Origin of the sequence: Mesorhizobium sp. B2-7-3 (assembly GCF_006440715.1) — a bacterium.
Classification (GTDB): Bacteria; Pseudomonadota; Alphaproteobacteria; order Rhizobiales; family Rhizobiaceae; genus Mesorhizobium; species Mesorhizobium australicum.
The window spans coordinates 1-18,248 of the sequence record NZ_VFTY01000020.1 but is presented as its reverse complement, the minus strand read 5'-3'; the positions used below and the strand labels follow the sequence as shown (position 1 = coordinate 18,248).

Genomic DNA, 18,248 nt, shown 5'->3' with positions numbered 1-18,248 from the left:
GTTGCGGGACAACGACATGCATAAAATCAGAAGCCTGCGGCAGGTCGGGCGAATCCTATTCGCCGCGACATGCTGCAAGCCCTTGTACGCGTTGACGACCTGGCGACCGCCTGAATCCGGCGCGGCGATCATTGCCTAAATCTTTAGGTTAATCATCCTTGCTCGGGTGACCGTTCGTTAAGCGTCTTGCGAAACCTCTTACCGGTAAGCTCTTGTTAGCCCTAGCGTTTAAGTCGAATTTTATGAGTATTCGATAGTGTCGCGATCAAGGTGAAAAACAAAAAATCACCAAGGCGACAAACGAGAGGCAAAGACAATGATCAATTCGCGTCCGGCGGCGAAGACCGCCAACGTTTCCGACGATCGCCGCGAGGCTATCCGTTCCCTGTACATGGAATCGCTGCAGCTGGTCGAGCGCCTGCACCGCCGTCTGCTTGATGTCATCAAGGACGAATTCGACCGCAACGGCCGCTCCGACATCAACGCCATCCAGGCGCTGCTGCTCTTCAACATCGGCAATTCCGAGCTGACCGCCGGCGAACTGCGCTCGCGTGGCTATTATCTCGGCTCCAACGTTTCCTACAATCTGAAGAAGCTGGTCGATCTCGGCTTCATCAATCACCAGCGCTCGCGCATCGACCGCCGTTCGGTCCGTGTCTCGCTGACGCCGAAAGGCAATGAAGTGGCAGACGTGGTTGCCGGTCTCTATGAGCGCCATGTCGGCTCGATCGAACAGGTCGGCGGCATCAACACCGACGAGTTCAAGCAGATGAACCGCGCTTTGCAGCGCCTCGACCGCTTCTGGAACGACACGATTGCCTACCGGATGTAAGAGCATCCTGGAAACGGAGCCCCGCCGCAGAAGCGTGGCCGAAACAGCGACCTCCAGTCAGGGCCGGTGCCGAAAAGCACCGGTCTTCTCTTTTCGCGCGTTCGGCCAAAGCAAATTACGGGCCAAGGCCACGTTGCCGCCATATTCCAATGGAACCGAGAGCGGCAGTGATGCTGTGGTGAAGACCATGCGTCCACCCGCAACCGTGTCGCGCCCCTTGCCTTGGTCGCCAATGTGATACGGACCATGGTTGGCTAATTGTTAAGATTGCCGATTTTAGAGTGCGGGCGAGATCGCGCGATGGTCGACGCAGCAAGTGATCGAACCGCTACAAGAATGTCTGGAACGTCCATGAGAACCAGCCGCCGCTTTTTCCTTTCCGGAGCCTCCGCGCTCGCCGCCGCCGTGATGGCTGGGCGTGCGAATGCGCAGGATGTGATCGGGGATATCCTGAAATCCTCGGCCCGCGGCAACTGGGACGATCAGTTCGATGCCCGCGCCAGCGAAGGCGGCAAGGTGGCCTCGACGCTGCCCATCTTCAGTCCCCAGACCGTCGCCTTCACCGAGCAGGCGGTCGCGCAGTATCAGAACATTGTCGGGCAGGGCGGTTGGACGGACGTTCCCGCGACCAAGAAGCTGCAACTCGGCGTCGACGATCCGGACGTGGTGCCGCTGCGCAAGCGCCTGATGGTTGCGGGCGACCTGTCGCAGAGCGCCGGCATTTCGACAGCGTTCGATTCCTATGTTGACTCGGCGGTCAAGCGTTTCCAGTTGCGCCACGGCCTGCCGGCTGACGGTTCGATGGGCAAATACACCTACGCCGCGATGAACGTTTCGGCGCAGATCCGGCTCGGCCAGTTGCAGACCAATCTGCAGCGGCTGAAGGAAAAGGCCGGCACGCTGGGCAGCCGTTATGTGCTGGTCGACATTCCGGCGGCGCAGATCGAAGCGGTCGAGAACGACCGCGTCGTGCTTCGCCACACCGCGATCGTCGGCAAGATCGATCGCCAGACGCCGATCGTCAATTCCAAGATCAACGAGATCATCGTCAATCCGTACTGGAACGCCCCGGTCTCGATTGTGCGCAAGGACATCATTCCGTTGATGCGGAAGGATCCCGATTATCTCAAGAACAGCCATATCCGCCTGTTCGCGCCCGATGGCAGCGAAGTCGATCCGATGAATGTGGACTGGTCGACGGACGATGCGGCCAAGTACCGTTTCCGCCAGGATCCCGGTTCGGAAAACGCCATGGCGTCGGTCAAGATCAATTTCCCGAGCCCGGACGGCGTCTACATGCACGACACGCCGCAGCAGAGCCTGTTCGGCAAGATGATGCGCTTCGATTCATCGGGCTGCGTGCGTGTCCAGAACGTGCGCGATCTCGTCACCTGGATCCTGCGCGACACGCCCGGCTGGGATCGCCAGCATTTCGAGGCGGCCATCAAGACCGGCCAGAACACGCCGATCCAGGTCACCAACCCGGTGCCGGTGCATTTCCTCTATCTCTCGGCCTGGTCGACAGGACCCGGCGTCGTCCAGTTCCGCGACGACGTCTATGCGCTCGACGGCAACAGCGAGCTGCAGATCACGTCTTCGCTGTAACAAGCTGATTTTTTAAAAAAAGCCGCTCTCAGGGGCGGCTTTTTTGTTGCGGACGCCGTCAGGTCCACTCATTCGGCCGGCTGGACGAAGCTCAGGCGATTGGCGATGGTCGGCAAACAGCCGGGATCGTGCCATGGACGTCGCCATCTTCATTCTCGTCGTGCTCGTCTTCGTTGCGCTGTCGGGCGCGCTCGTCCGGCTGGTTCGGGTGCCGCTGCCGGTGCTGCAGATCGCCATCGGCGCGGCCCTTGCCTGGCCGGCCAAGGGCCTGCATGTCGAGATAGATCCGGAGCTTTTTCTGCTGGTGTTCATCCCGCCGCTCCTGTTCGGCGACGCCTTCGCGGCGCCCAAGCGCGAACTCGTCGCCTTGCGCGGACCCATACTCGATCTCGCCGTCGGGCTCGTCTTCTTCACCATTGTCGGCTTCGGCTATGCCTTGCATTGGCTGGTGCCGAGCATTCCGCTCGTCGTCGCATTCGCGCTGGCTGCCGTGCTGTCGCCGACCGACGCCGTGGCGGTGTCCGCGATCGTCGACAGGAATGTGGTTCCGTCCCGGCTGATGCACATATTGGAGGGCGAGTCGCTGCTCAACGACGCGTCGGGCCTGGTCATGTTCCGCTTTGCGGTGGCGGCGGCATTGACCGGCAGCTTCTCCTTCGCGGGAGCCTCGCTCAGCTTCCTCTACGCCGTCGCCGCCGGCATCCTGGCCGGTGTCGCGGCGCTGTTTATCGCCGCCAAAGCGCTGCAGCTGCTCAACCGCATCGGCGGCGTGCCAGCGGAGGCGCAGGTTCTCGTCATGATCCTGCTGCCTTTCGTCGCCTATCTCGGCGCCGAGCATGTCGGCGCTTCGGGCATCCTGGCGGCGGTCACTGCCGGCCTGTTGACTGGGGTTTCCGGCATGTACCGCTTCCTCGGTGTGTCGGCGCGCATGCAGACCCTGTCGCTTTGGGCGACGCTCACTTTCGTCTTCAATGGCGCTCTGTTCATCCTGCTCGGCCTGCAGCTTCCCGACATCATCCGCAAGGTCCCACCGGAACTGTCCAGCCGTCATTGGCTGATCGAGCCGGTGGCGACGGTGCTGATCCTGACGCTCTGCCTGATCGGACTGCGCTTCCTGTGGATCTGGGTCGGCGACATCGCCCAGGCGATCGCGGCGCGCATCGGCAAACGCGAGGCCGAGCCGTTCGGATTTCGCGTCCGGCTTGCCGGCTCCGTGGCCGGCGTGCGCGGCGCCATCACATTGGCGGGCATCCTGTCATTGCCGCTCGCTTTGCAGGACGGCTCTCCCTTTCCGGCACGCGATGTGGTGATCTTCCTTGCCGCCGGCGTCATCATCTGCTCGCTTCTGATCGCCAGCCTTGCCTTGCCCAGGATAGCGCGGGGGCTGGTCGAGCCGGGCAAGGATCCGGCGGCGGCGGAAGAGCGCCGGGCGCGCGTGGGCGCCGCCAATGCGGCGATCGCCAGGATCGAGAGCATCGCCAATGAGGCGGGCGAGGGCGAAGCGGTCCAGGCTCGGCTGGCCGTCGCCGACAGCATCGTGGCAGGTTATCGTAGACGCATCGCGGCTTCGGACGAAGCCGACGAGGCCCGTGCCGAGGCTCGCGAGGCCGGCAGGCTGGAACTGGAACTCAGGGCGGCCGGCATCGAAGCCGAGCGCTCCGCGCTGCGCGCCATGTTCCGCAGCCAGGAGATCAACGATCACACAATGCGCGCGCTGTTTTCTGAAATCACCTTGACCGAGGCCTTGTTGAAGCAGCGGCGGGACAGGAAATAGCGATCCGCCGCGATCCGTTGGCGCAAACCGGCCAGCAAATTTCGCGCTGCAAACGTGGCGAGCCCAAAACAACTGTGTTAATGGCCCCGCGAACGCAATGCATGTCGCCCAAGGCCGTTGAGTGGTTCGGGACGACGGCGTGCACGAATTTGCCCTTCCAACCCTAGGGGAACTCAGGCCATGGCAACAGCAGCGGCGGCGTCCAACAAATTCGAATCCTTCTTCGAAACCACTTTGGAAGATGCCGATCCGGAGATCTTCGGCGCCATCCGCAACGAGCTCGGTCGCCAGCGCCACGAGATCGAACTGATCGCCTCCGAAAACATCGTCTCGCGCGCCGTGCTCGAGGCGCAGGGGTCGATCATGACCAACAAATATGCCGAGGGCTATCCGGGCAAGCGCTACTATGGCGGCTGCCAGTTCGTCGACCTGGCCGAGGAACTGGCCATCGAGCGTGCGAAAAAACTGTTCGGTTGTAACTTCGCCAACGTCCAGCCGAATTCCGGCAGCCAGATGAACCAGGCGGTGTTCCTGGCGCTGCTGCAGCCCGGCGACACTTTCATGGGCCTCGACCTCAATTCCGGCGGACATCTCACCCATGGCTCGCCGGTCAACATGAGCGGCAAGTGGTTCAAGGTCGTCTCCTATGGCGTGCGCAAGGACGACCATCTGCTTGACATGGACGCCATCGAAAAGACCGCGCACGAGACCAAGCCGAAGCTGATCCTGGCCGGCGGCACAGCCTATTCGCGCATCTGGGACTGGAAGCGTTTTCGCGAGATCGCCGACGCCGTCGGCGCCTATCTGATGGTCGACATGGCGCACATTGCGGGCCTCGTTGCCGGCGGTGTGCATCCCTCGCCCCTGCCGCACGCCCATGTGGTGACGACCACCACGCACAAATCGCTGCGCGGCCCGCGCGGCGGCATGATCCTGTGCAATGATGAGGATATCGCCAAGAAGATGAACTCGGCGGTGTTCCCCGGCCTGCAGGGCGGACCGCTGATGCATGTCATCGCCGCCAAGGCGGTAGCCTTCGGCGAAGCGTTGAAGCCGAGCTTCAAGGTCTATGCCGAAAGCGTGGCCGCCAACGCCAAGGCGCTTGCCTCCAGCCTCAAGGAAACGGGCCTCGACATCGTCTCCGGCGGCACCGACAACCACCTGATGCTGGTTGATCTCAGGCCCAAGAACGCCACCGGCAAGCGCGCCGAGGCGGCCCTTGGCCGCGCCAACATCACCTGCAACAAGAACGGCATCCCCTTCGATCCAGAGAAGCCCTTCGTTACCTCTGGCGTGCGGCTCGGCACGCCCGCCGGCACCACGCGCGGCTTCGGCCAGGCCGAGTTCCGCGAGATCGGCAAGCTGATCGCCGAGGTGCTGGATGGGCTCAAGGTCGCCAATTCCGACGAAGGCAATGCCGCGGTCGAGGCGGCGGTCAAGGCCAAGGTCGTCGCATTGACCGATCGATTCCCCCTCTATCCCTATCTCGGTTGATCGCTTATCTCGGTTGACCGGGCGCGAAGCGTCATCTTTTATCCACCGGCATCGCGTCACCCCTGATCGGGTGACGCATCGAACCGGAGAATTGATGATGCGCAATTTCTGTCTTGCTTCTCTCGGCGCCTTCGGTTGGCTGGCCGCCTGCGGCCCCGTTTTGGCGCAGACGCAGCCCGCCGCGGACATGCCTGCCACCAGCACTTTCGGCCGGTGGACGACAATGGTCGATACGCTCGACACCGGCCAGGACGCGCACAAGACCTGCGCGGCTTCCACAGCCTTCTTCGATGCGAGTGGCAATTCGGGCACGCTGACATTGTCGATCTCGACCGGCGACGCGCTGCCGCCCGATGCTTATCCGGCAATCTTGATCACCATCGACAACAAGAGCCTGCTAACCGGCAAGAAGATCGCGGCGACTTTCGGCGATCCCGGCGTCAAGGTTTCGACGGCTGTCTATTCCAATGACGCCGTCAACGGCCGTCCGAGCTGGACGATCGACAACCAGGCCAAGACCAGTCTTGCGCTGCTGCGGGCCATGCGCCAGGTTACCTCGCTCGATGTGGCTTTCGGCAAGCAGGCTGTCGCCAGCATTCCGATGGACGGTTTTACAAAGGCCTATCGCAATCTCGGCGCGTCTTGTGGCTTTCCAACCAAGGACGTGGCGCCATAGCGGGCTGGCCGGCGCAACTGCTTGCCGTGCTGGCAATCTTCCTCGCGCCTCGCTATCTCTGAGGTACGGCAGGCCGTGGAAAAGCGGAACTGCTTCAATCCGCACCGGAAAGGTTCTAAGCCTTTCACCCCACCAGATTCGCGAACCCAAGGCTCTCCATGCGCTGTCCCTATTGCCAGTCCGAAGATACGCAGGTGAAGGATTCGCGCCCCGCCGAGGATGGCGCGGCGATCCGCCGGCGGCGTGTCTGCCCCGATTGCGGCGGCCGTTTCACGACGTTCGAGCGCGTGCAGTTGCGCGACCTCGTCGTGGTCAAGAAGTCGGGACGAAAAGTGCCGTTCGCCCGCGACAAGCTGTTGCGCTCGGTCGAGATCGCGGTGCGCAAGCGCAATGTCGATCCCGAGCGCATCGATCGCGCGGTGACCGGGATCGTGCGCCAACTGGAAAGCTCCGGCGAAACGGAAGTGGCCTCGGGTGAGGTCGGCCGGCTGGTCATGGATGCGCTGAAATCGCTCGACGATGTCGCCTATGTGCGTTTCGCCTCGGTCTATCGCAATTTCCGTGAGGCCAAGGATTTCCACGAGCTGCTCGGCGAGCTGAAGGGGGACGAAGAAAAGAGCGAAGAGGACGCCGGCTGAGCATGGCAGCACCGCAACGCAGCGAGGCCGAACAAGCGGCCCCTGACCGCCGTTTCATGGCCGCGGCCTTGCGGCTGTCGCGCAAGAACGCCGGACGCACCTCGACCAACCCTTCCGTCGGCACGCTGATCGTGCGCGATGATGGGACCGGGCCGATGATCGTCGGTACCGGCGTCACCGCCGTCGGCGGCCGGCCGCACGCCGAGACCGAGGCGCTTGCCGAGGCCGGCGAACTCGCGCGTGGCGCAACCGCCTATGTCACGCTCGAGCCTTGCGCCCATCACGGCCGCACACCGCCTTGTGCCAACGCGCTGGTCAATGCCGGCATCGCGCGTGTCGTGGGTGCCGCCAGTGATCCCGATCCGCGGGTCTCCGGCAAGGGTTACACCATCCTGCGCGAGGCCGGTGTCGAAGTGGTCGAAAAGGTCCTCGCCACGGAAGCTGCCGAACAGATGGCGGGCTATTTGATTCGCTCTCTGAGAAAGCGCCCGGAAGTAATTCTGAAGCTTGCGCTTTCCAGCGACGGCAAGATCGGCAGGGAAGGCGCCGGCCAGGTCGCGATAACAGGCGACATGGCGCGCCGCGAAGTCTACCTCATGCGCGCCGAGGCGGACGCCATCTTGGTCGGCATCGGCACGGCGCTGGAAGATGATCCGGCGCTGACGGTGCGTTTGCCCGGACTGGAGAACCGCTCGCCGGCACGCATCGTGCTCGACCGCCAGATCAGGCTGCCGGAGGGCTCGAAGCTGGTGTCGGGCGTCGATCGCGTACCTCTTTATGTGGCGGCTTGCCTGGAGGCAGATCCGCAGCGCCGGGCCGTGCTCGAGCGCGCCGGCGTGCGCTTCATCGGTACGGAGACGCACGAGGGCGGCGTCGCATTGCCGGAGCTGCTCGAGGATTTGGCGGCGCTTGGCATGGCAAGCGTGCTGGTCGAGGGCGGCGCCAAGGTGGCGAGCGCCTTCCTGGCCGACGGGCTGGTCGACCGCATCGTGCTGTTCCAGGGACCGGAAGCGATCGGCCAAGACGGCATTGCATCGCCTGTCGACGCTGACCATATTCCGGCGGGTTTTCGCAAGCTGCGCGAGATGCGGTTCGGCGAAGACGGTTACGCCGAATGGATCAGGGATTTTCAGGGATAGCGATCAATGTTTACCGGGATTGTCACCGATATCGGCACCGTGGCCGCCACCAAGCCGCTGCGGGAAGGGGTGGGACTGCGCATCGACACCGCCTATGATCCCGAGACCATCGCCATCGGCGCCTCGATTTCCTGCGGTGGCGTCTGCCTGACGGTCACCGCTTTGCCCGACAGCGGCTCGAACGCGCGCTGGTTCGAGGTCGAGGCCTGGGAGGAGGCGCTCAGGCTGACGACGGCGGCCGGTTGGAAATCGGGCACCAGAATCAATCTGGAGCGGGCGCTGAAGATCGGCGACGAGCTTGGCGGCCACATCGTTTCGGGCCATGTCGACGGTACCGCAGAGATCGTTGAACGCAGGGACGAGGGCGATGCGGTGCGCTTCACACTCGAAGCGCCGCGCGATCTGGCGAAATTCATCGCGCCGAAAGGCTCCGTGGCGCTGGATGGCACCTCGCTCACTGTCAACAGCGTGGCGGGCACCCGCTTCGACGTGCTGTTGATCCATCATTCGCTGACCGTCACCACCTGGGGCGAGCGCAAGGCAGGCGACCGCGTCAATCTCGAGATCGATACCATGGCCCGCTACGCAGCCCGGCTGGCGGAGGCGGCGAAAGAGGGGCTTTGATCGCCTGCGGGACAGTCCGACCCACGGCAAGCTGATACGCGTCGGGCAATCTTCCGCTTGCGATCAAACCGGCTTCGGCCTAAGTCACCGGCGACTCCGGAGACATCTATGGCTGGCACATCCCAACACGGCAAGGCGTTCATTCGTCCCAAGAAGAAGGCTCACCTCCTCGTCATCGAGGCGCGCTTTCACGACGACCTCGCCGACGCACTGCTCGATGGCGCGACAAGCGCGCTCGACGAAGCGGGCGCGACTTACGACGTCGTCACCGTTCCCGGTTCGCTTGAAATTCCCGCGGTGATCACCTTCGCGCTCGACGGCATGGCCGAAGGCGGGACGGGCTATGACGGTTTTGTCGCCCTCGGCACGATTATTCGTGGCGATACCTATCATTTCGACATCGTCGCCAATGAATCCAGCCGTGCGCTCATGGACCTGTCCGTGCAGGACTCGGTCTGCATCGGCAACGGTATCCTGACCACCGAGAACGATGTGCAGGCGTGGACGCGGGCCAAGCGCTCCGAAGGCGACAAGGGCGGCTTTGCCGCGCGCGCGGCGCTGACCATGATCGCGTTGAAGGAACAACTGGGAGCGCAATCGTGAGCGAACCCGCTTCGCCCGGACAGCCTGCGGTGCGCCACGCCAACAAGCGCGGCGCTGCCCGTCTGGCCGCCGTGCAGGCGCTCTATCAGATGGATGTCGCCGGCAGCGGCGTGTTCGAGATCACCGCCGAGTACGAGGCGTTCCGTCTCGGCAAGGAAGTCGACGGCGCGCTCTATCGCGAGGCGGACGCGCAGTGGTTTCGCGCCATCCTGACCGGCGTCGTCGAGAACCAGAAGACCATCGATCCGATCATCCGCCAGGCGCTGACCGACGACTGGCCGCTGTCGCGCCTCGATTCGACGCTGCGTGCCATCCTTCGCGCGGGCGTCTACGAACTGATGAAGCGCGAGGACGTTCCTGTCGCGGTCATCGTCACCGAATATGTCGACATCGCCAAGGCCTTCTACGAAGAAGACGAGCCGAAGCTGGTCAATGCCGTGCTCGACCGCGTGTCACGCCGGGTGCGTGGCGAGGGACGCGGCAAGGACGCTTCGTGACCGCCATCGCCGTCGAGGCGGGCAAGGAGGCGCGGCGCACCGCGCTGATCCTCGCTGCCTCGCAGGCGATCATCGGCTCGGCGGCTCCCATCGCCATTTCCATGGGCGCGCTGGCCGGGCAATATCTGCTCGGCGCCGACAAATCCCTGGCGACCGCGCCGATCACCGGCTTCAATCTCGGTGTGGCGCTAGGCGCCTTGCCCGCGGCCGCCATTATCCGCTGGCTGGGGCAGCGTGGCGGTTTCATGACCGGAACCGTGGTCACCGCGCTCGGCGGGCTGGTCGCCACCCTGGCTCTATTCCACGGCAGCTTTTGGCTGTTCGCGTTCGCGTTGCTCGTCATCGGTGTCGGCGGCGCCTTCGTCCAGCAGTTCCGTTTTGCCGCGGCCGACAACGCGCCGCCGGCGTTCAAGGCCCGCGCCATCTCCTTCGTGCTCGCCGGTGGCATCATCACCGCCATCGTCGGGCCGCAGATCGTCATCTTCACGCGCGAATTATTCGCACCATGTTTGCCGGTTCCTTCGCCTCGATCCTGCCGCTGGCGGCTGTCGGCGCCGTCATCCTGTCGTTCCTTCGTTTGCCGTCGAGGACCGCGAGCAAGGTGGACGTTGCCGACGGCGATGCCCGACCCCTTTCCGAAATCGTCACCAAGCCGCGTTTCGTCGCGGCGCTCTTCTGCGCCGTCGGCAGCTACGCGCTGATGAGTTTCGTCATGACCGGCGCGCCGCTCGCCATGGTGGGCTGCGGCCTGTCGGAGGACGATGCGACGCTGGGCATCTCCTGGCACGTCATGGCGATGTTCGGGCCAAGCTTCTTCACCGGCTCGCTGATCCATCGTTTCGGCGCCGAGCGCATTGTCGCCCTCGGCCTGCTGTTGCTGATCGGCTGTGCCGTCGTTGCCTTGTCGGGCCTGGCGCTGTGGCAGTTCTGGACGGCGCTGATCCTGCTCGGCCTCGGCTGGAATTTCAGCTTCATCGGCGCCACCGCCATGGTGGCGGCCAGCTACCACCCTTCCGAAAAGGGCAAGGTGCAGGGCTTCCACGACTTCGTCCTGTTCGGCTCCGTCGCCTGTGCGTCGCTGATGTCGGGCATGGTCTACAACGCCTGGGGCTGGACGATGCTCAACTGGATGATCTTTCCGGTCGCCGCACTTTGCTTCGTGGCACTCGGCGCGCTGAAGATCACAAGCTTGCGGCCGGCTTGACGCGAATTCGAAAGCTATGCGTCCGGCGGCAGAACCTGAAGCACCCGCGCTATGAACATATGGAACTCAGCCATGTAATTGCGCAGGAAATCCTCAGTGGATTCAACCGTCACCTCGCCGTCATCCGTGATCAGTCCCGGCGTGAACTGGATATAGGCTTCGGGCGCGTTCATCTGCGGTGAGTTGCAGAAACTCAGCACGCTGCGCAGGCTTTGTTGGGCGACAGCGGTCGCGATCGCGCCCGGCGATGTTCCGATGACGGCCGACGGTTTGCGCGCGAATGAATTCTTGCCGTAGGGGCGGCTGGCCCAGTCGATCGCGTTCTTCAGTCCGCCGGGGATCGAGCGATTATACTCCGGGGTGACGAACAGCACGGCCTGGACGGAGGCGATCGCCTTTTTGAAAGCCTGGGCGGCCGGCGGGAAATTGGCGTCGTAGTCGTAACTGTAGAGAGGCAGATCCTTGAAGCCGATTTCCGTCATTTCGAGCTCGGGAGGGGCAAGTTGAACAAGCGCCTTCGCGAGCTTGCGGTTGATGGATGCCTGGGCAAGGCTGCCGATGAGATAACCGACCTTGTGTATGGCCATGACACGCTCTCCGTGTTTGCCGCCACCCTCGTGGCATTATTCACCCGATAGCGGCCAATCGCCAGCCCGCTGTTGCCGCCAGGCCCAAATCGGCGCGTCCGGAACAAAAATATTGCGCTGGTCCCCCTTCTTATGAAACCGTGTGCCCCGACTGGCCGTTGAAGCCATGCTCATATGCGGCCACCGCATTCCGGTTTACAGCAAGGGGTTTCACAATGTTTTCAGTCAAGGTTCTGGCCAGCGCGGCAATCGCGCTCGCCATCACGGCGGCTTCCGCGAGCGCTCAGGTCGTCGTCTCCTCGAAGATTGACACCGAGGGTGGCGTGCTCGGCAACATTATCCAGCTCGTCCTCAACGCCAACAATATCAAGACCACGGACCGCATCCAGCTCGGCGGCACGCCCGTGGTGCGCAAGGCGATCACCGCCGGTGAGATCGACATCTATCCCGAATACACCGGCAACGCCGCCTTCTTCTTCGAGAAGGCCGATGATCCCGTGTGGAAGGATGCCGCCAAGGCCTATGAGACGGCCAAGAAGCTTGACTACGACGCCAACAAGATCGTCTGGCTGTCACCGGCACCGGCCAACAACACCTGGGCGATCGCCCTGCGCAAGGAAGTGACGGACGAGAACAAGCTCGTCACGCTGTCGGACTTCGGCAAATATGTCGCCGGCGGCGGCAAGGTGGTCCTGGCGGCCTCCGCCGAGTTCGTCAATTCGGCGGCAGCCCTTCCGGCCTTCCAGACTACCTACGGCTTCACGTTGAAGCCGGACCAGCTGATCACCCTCTCTGGTGGCGATACGGCGGCAACCATCGCGGCCGCCGCCAACCAGACCAGCGGCGCCAATGCTGCCATGGTCTACGGCACCGACGGGGGCATCGCGCCATCGGGGCTCGTGGTGCTGACTGACGACAAGGGCGTGCAGCCGGTCTATCAGCCGGCGCCGATCATCCGCGAATCCGTGCTGAAGGAGCACCCGGAGATCGAAACGCTACTGAAGCCGGTCTTCGCCAAGCTCGATCTCGTCACGCTGCAGGAACTGAACGGCCGCGTGCAGGTCGGCGGCGAGCCGGTCAAGGGCGTCGCCGAGGACTTTTTGAAGAAGAACGGGTTTTTGAAATAGCTGCGCGTCGATAGCGACGTCAGTGCGAGGCGCCTTATGACCCCGCGTTTCGATAAGCTCGGCGTGGTCATCGCTGCACTCGCTGCTTACGCCGCGTTTCTCGCGCCATTCGCCACCTTCCGCGCGAACCGCATCGTTCCCGGCCAGGCACGCTCTATCGTCGAGGCGCTGCCGCAGGCTATAGGGCCGTTGCTGCTCGCAATCATTGTCGCGGCGGCAATCATCGCGCTCCTCAAAACGCCGCTCGTCTTGCGCCTTGCAGCGAGCGTCGTGACGCTTGTCGCGCTGGCGCTGCTCATCGGCGTCGCCGGCACATTCCTCACTCCAGCCGGCAATACCTTTGCTCGGGTCTCGCCGGCATCCGGCTTCTGGATTCTCATCTTCGCCTTCACGCTGTTGCTCGCCGACGTGCTGACCCGGCTCAACCTGTCGCCCTCGGCGCGCGTCGGCGTGCTTGTCGTTGCGGCGCTGGCCATCGGCTTGCTGCTGATTTCGGGACGCTGGGACAGCCTCTCGATCCTCAAGGAATACTCCAACCGCGCCGACAGCTTTTGGGCCGAAGGCTCCAAGCATGTGACCCTTGCTCTCGGCTCGTTGCTTGCCGCCGTGATCGTCGGCCTGCCGCTCGGCATCCTGTGCCACCGTGTCGAGAGCCTGCGGGCCGGCGTCCTCAACGTCTTGAACATCATCCAGACCATTCCCTCGATCGCGCTGTTCGGACTGCTGATCGCGCCGCTTGGCTGGGTCGCGGCCCACGTTCCGGGGGCCGCCGCGCTCGGTATCAGGGGCATCGGCACGGCGCCCGCCTTCGTCGCCCTGTTCCTCTATTCGCTGCTGCCGGTGGTGGCCAACACCGTGGTCGGCCTTGCCGGCGTGCCGCGTGCCGCCAATGACGCGGCGCGGGGCATGGGCATGACGGACCGCCAGCGCCTGTTCGGTGTGGAGTTTCCGCTGGCCTTTCCGGTGATCCTCACCGGCATCCGCATTGTGCTGGTGCAGAATATAGGCCTTGCCACCATCGCCGCGCTGATCGGCGGCGGCGGTTTCGGCGTGTTCGTCTTCCAGGGTGTCGGCCAGACGGCGATGGACCTGGTGCTGCTTGGCGCAGTGCCGACCGTGGCACTCGCCTTTGCCGCCGCCATCATCCTCGACGCCGTGATCGAAATGACCGCCACCAAGCGCAGGGTTGAAACGGCATGATCGAAATCGAAGGCATCACCAAGCGCTATGACGCGACCACTGTCGTCGACGACGTCTCGATGGTCGTCGAGCCGCGTACGGTCTGCGTCATTGTTGGCACCTCGGGGTCCGGCAAGACGACGCTGCTGCGCATGATCAATCGGCTGGTCGAACCGACCGCCGGCGTCATCAAGCTCGATGGTGCCGACAACCGATCGGTGCCGGGGTACGAACTACGCCGCAGCATCGGCTACGCCATCCAGGGCCACGGCCTGTTTCCGCATCGCACGGTGGCGCAGAACATCGCTACCGTGCCGGTGCTGCTTGGCTGGGAAAAGGCACGCATCAAGTCCCGCGTCGACGAGCTGATGACGCTCTACCAACTCGACCCCCAGGAATTTGGGCCGCGCTACCCGCATGAACTGTCCGGCGGCCAGCAGCAGCGCGTCGGCGTTGCCCGCGCGCTCGCCGCCGAACCCAACGTGCTGTTGATGGACGAGCCGTTCGGCGCACTCGACCCGATCATCCGCACCAAGGCGCAAGAAGATCTGCTGGCAATCCAGAAGCGCTTCGGCACCACCATCATCCTCGTCACTCATGACATGGAGGAGGCCGTGCACATGGGGGACAAGATCGCGGTGATGGATGCCGGCAAGCTCGTGCAATATGCAAGGCCGGCGGAGATCCTGGCGAACCCAGCCAGCAGCTTTGTCGAAACCCTGGTCGGAGCCAGCGAAAAACCATTCAGGCTACTGTCGCTGGGGCGGGTACGCGATGCGGTGGAGCAGGGCGGCGCCGAAGGCGAGGCGATCCCCGGCGACGCCAGCCAGCGTGACGCGCTCGCGGAACTTCTCTGGTCCGGCAGGCCGGCGCTGCCGGTGAAGGGTGCCGACGGCAAGCCGATCGGCCGCGTCACCGTCGACGGACTGATCAAGCGCGCGGCGAGGCCGGCATGAGGGCCTGGCTGCCGCTGCTGCTCAGGCTTGCGCTGGTGGTGTTGCTTGTTGCCTTCATCACCAGTCCGGGGTGGTTCGAGCCGTTGCTGAAGCCGCTGACCGAAAACAACGCTCCCGTAATCTACAATCAGGGCAGCCTGCTGACGCTGACGCTGCTGCATCTGCGCACCGTGTTGATCGCGACCGTCGCCGCCACCATCGTCGCGGTGGCGCTCGCCATCCTCGTCACCCGGCCGGCTGGCGTCGAATTTCTGCCGTTGTCGCGCAGCCTGGTCAACATCGGCCAGACCTTTCCGCCCGTGGCGGTGCTGGCGCTCGCCGTGCCGGCAGTCGGCTTCGGCGAGAAGCCGACGCTGATCGCGCTGTTTCTCTATGGACTGCTGCCGATCTTCGAGAACGCACTGACCGGGTTGACGACGCTGCCGGCTAACGTCGTCGAGGCGGCGCGTGGCGCCGGCATGACCGGCTGGCAAAGGCTCACCAAGGTCGAGTTGCCGCTCAGTGCACCGATCATCCTTGGCGGCATAAGGCTCTCCGTGGTGATCAGCCTGGCCACGGCCACCATCGGCTCGACGGTGGCCGCCAAGACACTCGGCGAGGTGATCATCGCCGGCCTGCTATCAAACAATCTCGCCTTCATCCTGCAGGGCGGCCTGATCGTGGCGGCCCTTGCCGTGCTGATCTATGACGGACTGTCGGCGGTAGAGCGCTACACGGCGCGCCGGATGGGTCGCGAAGCGGAATGATCCTCGGGGAGACGGAGGTCTTGCCCCGGATGGTTCCCTAGCGCGATTTCAATCGATCTAAATCCAAGGCCCTTTCGGCTCTGCCGTCGCGGGTTTTGTCTTTTGGGCGAAAGCCGGGCAAAAACCGAACAATATCTTGACGTTCGCGGCCCTGTTTCGCATACACCGATGCGAAGAGGCGGATTCCGCGCGCGGAATCCGTTCTTTGTCTCAACGGCCCAGGGAGGGGTTCTTTTGGGCCAACAATCGAGGAAAATTCGGCAATGACCATTATTTCCGCCGTCATCGCCTGCGGCCTGCTTTCAATCCTATACGCCATCTGGGCGACACGTTCGGTCCTCGCGGCCGATCAGGGCAATGCACGCATGCAGGAAATCTCCGCCGCCATCCGCGAAGGCGCCCAGGCCTATCTGGCGCGCCAATACACCACCATCGCCATCGTCGGCGTGGTCGTGCTCGTGCTCGCCTGGTGGCTGCTGTCAATCACCGCCGCCATCGGCTTCCTGATCGGCGCCGTTCTGTCGGGTGCCGCCGGCTTCATCGGCATGCATGTTTCGGTGCGGGCCAATGTACGCACCGCGCAAGCGGCTTCCAACAGCCTCGCCGCCGGCCTCGACATCGCTTTCAAGTCGGGCGCCATCACCGGCATGCTGGTGGCCGGCCTCGCTCTGCTGGGCGTCTCCATCTATTATCTCGTCCTGACCCATTTCATGGGTCTTCAGCCCAACGATCGTATCGTCATCGACTCGTTGGTCTCGCTCGGCTTCGGCGCCTCGCTGATCTCGATCTTCGCCCGTCTCGGCGGCGGCATCTTCACCAAGGGCGCCGATGTCGGCGGCGACCTGGTCGGCAAGGTCGAAGCCGGTATTCCGGAGGATGATCCGCGCAACCCGGCCACCATCGCCGACAATGTTGGCGATAATGTCGGCGATTGCGCCGGCATGGCCGCCGACCTGTTCGAAACCTATGCGGTGACGGTTGTCGCCACCATGGTTCTGGCCGCCATTTTCTTCGGTGGCACCGCTGTCCTCGGTGCGGCGATGCTGTATCCGCTCGCCATCTGCGGCGCCTGCATCCTGACCTCGATCGTCGGCACCTTCTTCGTCAAGCTCGGCTCCAACGGCTCGATCATGGGCGCGCTCTACAAGGGCCTGATCGTGACCGGCCTGCTGTCGATCGTCGGCCTCGGCGTCGCCACTTCGGCCACGCTCGGCTGGGGCGAGGTCGGCACCGTCGCCGGCATGACGATCACCGGCAAGAACCTGTTCATCTGCGGCCTGATCGGCCTCGTGGTGACCGGGTTGATCGTGGTGATCACCGAGTACTACACCGGCACCAACAAGCGCCCGGTCAACTCCATCGCCCAGGCGTCGGTGACCGGCCACGGCACCAACGTCATCCAGGGCCTCGCGGTCTCGCTGGAATCGACGGCACTGCCGGCAATCGTCATCGTCGGCGGCATCATAGCCACCTACCAGCTCGGCGGCTTGTTCGGCACGGCGATCGCCGTCACCACCATGCTCGGCCTCGCCGGCATGATCGTGGCGCTCGACGCCTTCGGCCCGGTCACCGACAATGCCGGCGGCATTGCCGAAATGGCGGGCCTTCCCAAGGAAGTGCGCCACTCCACCGATGCGCTCGACGCCGTCGGCAACACCACCAAGGCGGTGACCAAGGGCTACGCCATCGGTTCGGCTGGCCTCGGCGCGCTGGTGCTGTTCGCGGCCTACTCGAACGACCTGAAGTTCTTCGCCGCCAATGGCGACAAATATCCCTACTTCCAGGGCATGGGCGAAATCTCCTTCGATCTCTCCAACCCTTACGTCGTCGCCGGCCTGATCTTCGGTGGCTTGATCCCCTATCTGTTCGGCGGCATCGCCATGACGGCGGTCGGCCGCGCGGCGGGCGCCATCGTCGAGGAGGTGCGCAAGCAGTTCCGCGAGGATCCGGGCATCATGGCCGGCACGTCCAAGCCGAACTATGCGCGTGCGGTCGACCTCCTGACCAAGGCGGCGATCCGGGAGATGATCATCCCGTCGCTGCTGCCTGTGCTGGCGCCGCTCGTCGTCTATTTCGGCGTGCTGCTGATCTCGGGCTCGAAGGCGTCCGCCTTCGCCGCGCTCGGCGCCTCGCTGCTCGGCGTCATCGTCAATGGCCTGTTCGTCGCCATCTCGATGACCTCGGGCGGCGGCGCCTGGGACAACGCCAAGAAGTCGTTCGAGGACGGGTTCACCGACAAGGACGGCGTCAAGCACCTCAAGGGCTCCGAGGCACACAAGGCTTCGGTGACCGGCGACACCGTCGGTGATCCCTACAAGGACACCGCCGGCCCGGCGGTCAACCCGGCGATCAAGATCACCAACATCGTGGCGCTCCTGTTGCTGGCCGTGCTCGCGCACGGCTGAGCGGGAGCGGTTGAAAAAACCCGCGGGGAGCGATCCCCGCGGGTCAGACTGCTGACAAACCCCTGGCTTTTGCCGGGGGTTTTTGATTCACTGGGTCATGTTGAAGCGACCCGCCCCTGAACAGACCGCGCTCGAGATGGTAACGTTGGATCAGCTTGTTCC

The 18,248-nt window shown here is 63.9% G+C and carries 16 protein-coding genes and 1 pseudogene; 16 read left to right on the top strand and 1 reads right to left on the bottom strand.

Annotated elements, in window-relative coordinates; genetic code table 11:
- The first annotated feature begins 316 nt into the window (after nucleotides 1-316).
- The 11 genes and pseudogenes from FJW04_RS29065 (at nucleotide 317) to FJW04_RS29015 (ending at nucleotide 11,086) form a co-directional block, all read left to right on the top strand.
- On the top strand, nucleotides 317-832 hold the full coding sequence (locus tag FJW04_RS29065; RefSeq protein ID WP_013896002.1) for a winged helix DNA-binding protein: 516 nt from the start codon (nucleotides 317-319) through the stop codon (nucleotides 830-832).
- Between the two features lie 351 nt (nucleotides 833-1,183).
- The gene (locus tag FJW04_RS29060; RefSeq protein ID WP_015318251.1) at nucleotides 1,184-2,437 is read left to right on the top strand and encodes a murein L,D-transpeptidase; all 1,254 of its coding nucleotides are present in this window, start codon (nucleotides 1,184-1,186) and stop codon (nucleotides 2,435-2,437) included.
- A 133-nt stretch (nucleotides 2,438-2,570) separates the two neighbouring features.
- Complete coding sequence (locus FJW04_RS29055; protein ID WP_140718235.1) at nucleotides 2,571-4,211, top strand: Na+/H+ antiporter; 1,641 nt, start codon at nucleotides 2,571-2,573, stop codon at nucleotides 4,209-4,211.
- Between the two features lie 180 nt (nucleotides 4,212-4,391).
- Nucleotides 4,392-5,705, top strand: a complete 1,314-nt coding sequence (glyA, locus tag FJW04_RS29050) for a serine hydroxymethyltransferase (RefSeq protein ID WP_140718233.1) — start codon at nucleotides 4,392-4,394, stop codon at nucleotides 5,703-5,705.
- Between the two features lie 94 nt (nucleotides 5,706-5,799).
- The gene (locus tag FJW04_RS29045) at nucleotides 5,800-6,381 is read left to right on the top strand and encodes a hypothetical protein (RefSeq protein ID WP_246674059.1); all 582 of its coding nucleotides are present in this window, start codon (nucleotides 5,800-5,802) and stop codon (nucleotides 6,379-6,381) included.
- A 158-nt stretch (nucleotides 6,382-6,539) separates the two neighbouring features.
- Nucleotides 6,540-7,019 (top strand): transcriptional regulator NrdR, encoded by a 480-nt coding sequence (nrdR, locus tag FJW04_RS29040; protein ID WP_140718229.1) that lies wholly within the window; start codon nucleotides 6,540-6,542, stop codon nucleotides 7,017-7,019.
- Nucleotides 7,020-7,021: 2 nt separating this feature from the next.
- Nucleotides 7,022-8,158: a bifunctional diaminohydroxyphosphoribosylaminopyrimidine deaminase/5-amino-6-(5-phosphoribosylamino)uracil reductase RibD gene (gene ribD, locus FJW04_RS29035; RefSeq protein ID WP_140718227.1), complete on the top strand. Its 1,137-nt coding sequence runs from the start codon at nucleotides 7,022-7,024 to the stop codon at nucleotides 8,156-8,158.
- 6 nt (nucleotides 8,159-8,164) lie between these two features.
- Complete coding sequence (locus FJW04_RS29030; protein WP_140617056.1) at nucleotides 8,165-8,782, top strand: riboflavin synthase; 618 nt, start codon at nucleotides 8,165-8,167, stop codon at nucleotides 8,780-8,782.
- Nucleotides 8,783-8,890: 108 nt separating this feature from the next.
- Nucleotides 8,891-9,385, top strand: coding sequence for a 6,7-dimethyl-8-ribityllumazine synthase (ribH, locus tag FJW04_RS29025; RefSeq protein ID WP_140617055.1), 495 nt, complete (start codon nucleotides 8,891-8,893; stop codon nucleotides 9,383-9,385).
- The gene (nusB, locus tag FJW04_RS29020; protein WP_015318243.1) at nucleotides 9,382-9,882 is read left to right on the top strand and encodes a transcription antitermination factor NusB; all 501 of its coding nucleotides are present in this window, start codon (nucleotides 9,382-9,384) and stop codon (nucleotides 9,880-9,882) included. The genes ribH and nusB overlap by 4 nt, the downstream gene beginning before the upstream one ends.
- Nucleotides 9,879-11,086, top strand: a pseudogene (locus FJW04_RS29015) (MFS transporter). The gene nusB and the pseudogene FJW04_RS29015 overlap by 4 nt, the downstream one beginning before the upstream one ends.
- Nucleotides 11,087-11,100: 14 nt before the next feature.
- Here FJW04_RS29015 and FJW04_RS29010 read toward each other — a convergent pair.
- Nucleotides 11,101-11,673 (bottom strand): NADPH-dependent FMN reductase, encoded by a 573-nt coding sequence (locus tag FJW04_RS29010; RefSeq protein ID WP_023773263.1) that lies wholly within the window; start codon nucleotides 11,671-11,673, stop codon nucleotides 11,101-11,103.
- 215 nt (nucleotides 11,674-11,888) lie between these two features.
- On the opposite strand from FJW04_RS29010, the gene FJW04_RS29005 reads away from it, so the two are divergent.
- From FJW04_RS29005 to FJW04_RS28985, 5 genes are all read left to right on the top strand, one after another.
- On the top strand, nucleotides 11,889-12,800 hold the full coding sequence (locus FJW04_RS29005; protein WP_140718225.1) for an ABC transporter substrate-binding protein: 912 nt from the start codon (nucleotides 11,889-11,891) through the stop codon (nucleotides 12,798-12,800).
- Between the two features lie 36 nt (nucleotides 12,801-12,836).
- On the top strand, nucleotides 12,837-14,000 hold the full coding sequence (locus FJW04_RS29000) for an ABC transporter permease (protein WP_140617052.1): 1,164 nt from the start codon (nucleotides 12,837-12,839) through the stop codon (nucleotides 13,998-14,000).
- Nucleotides 13,997-14,935 carry an ABC transporter ATP-binding protein gene (locus FJW04_RS28995; RefSeq protein ID WP_140718223.1) on the top strand — a complete coding sequence of 313 codons (939 nt, stop codon included), beginning with the start codon at nucleotides 13,997-13,999 and terminating at the stop codon, nucleotides 14,933-14,935. The genes FJW04_RS29000 and FJW04_RS28995 overlap by 4 nt, the downstream gene beginning before the upstream one ends.
- A complete protein-coding gene (locus FJW04_RS28990) occupies nucleotides 14,932-15,681 on the top strand; it encodes an ABC transporter permease (RefSeq protein WP_140718221.1) in 750 nt (249 codons plus the stop codon). Before FJW04_RS28995 ends, FJW04_RS28990 begins: the two co-directional genes overlap by 4 nt.
- 263 nt (nucleotides 15,682-15,944) lie before the next feature.
- Nucleotides 15,945-18,086, top strand: coding sequence for a sodium-translocating pyrophosphatase (locus FJW04_RS28985; RefSeq protein ID WP_015318236.1), 2,142 nt, complete (start codon nucleotides 15,945-15,947; stop codon nucleotides 18,084-18,086).
- Nucleotides 18,087-18,248: the final 162 nt, after the last annotated feature.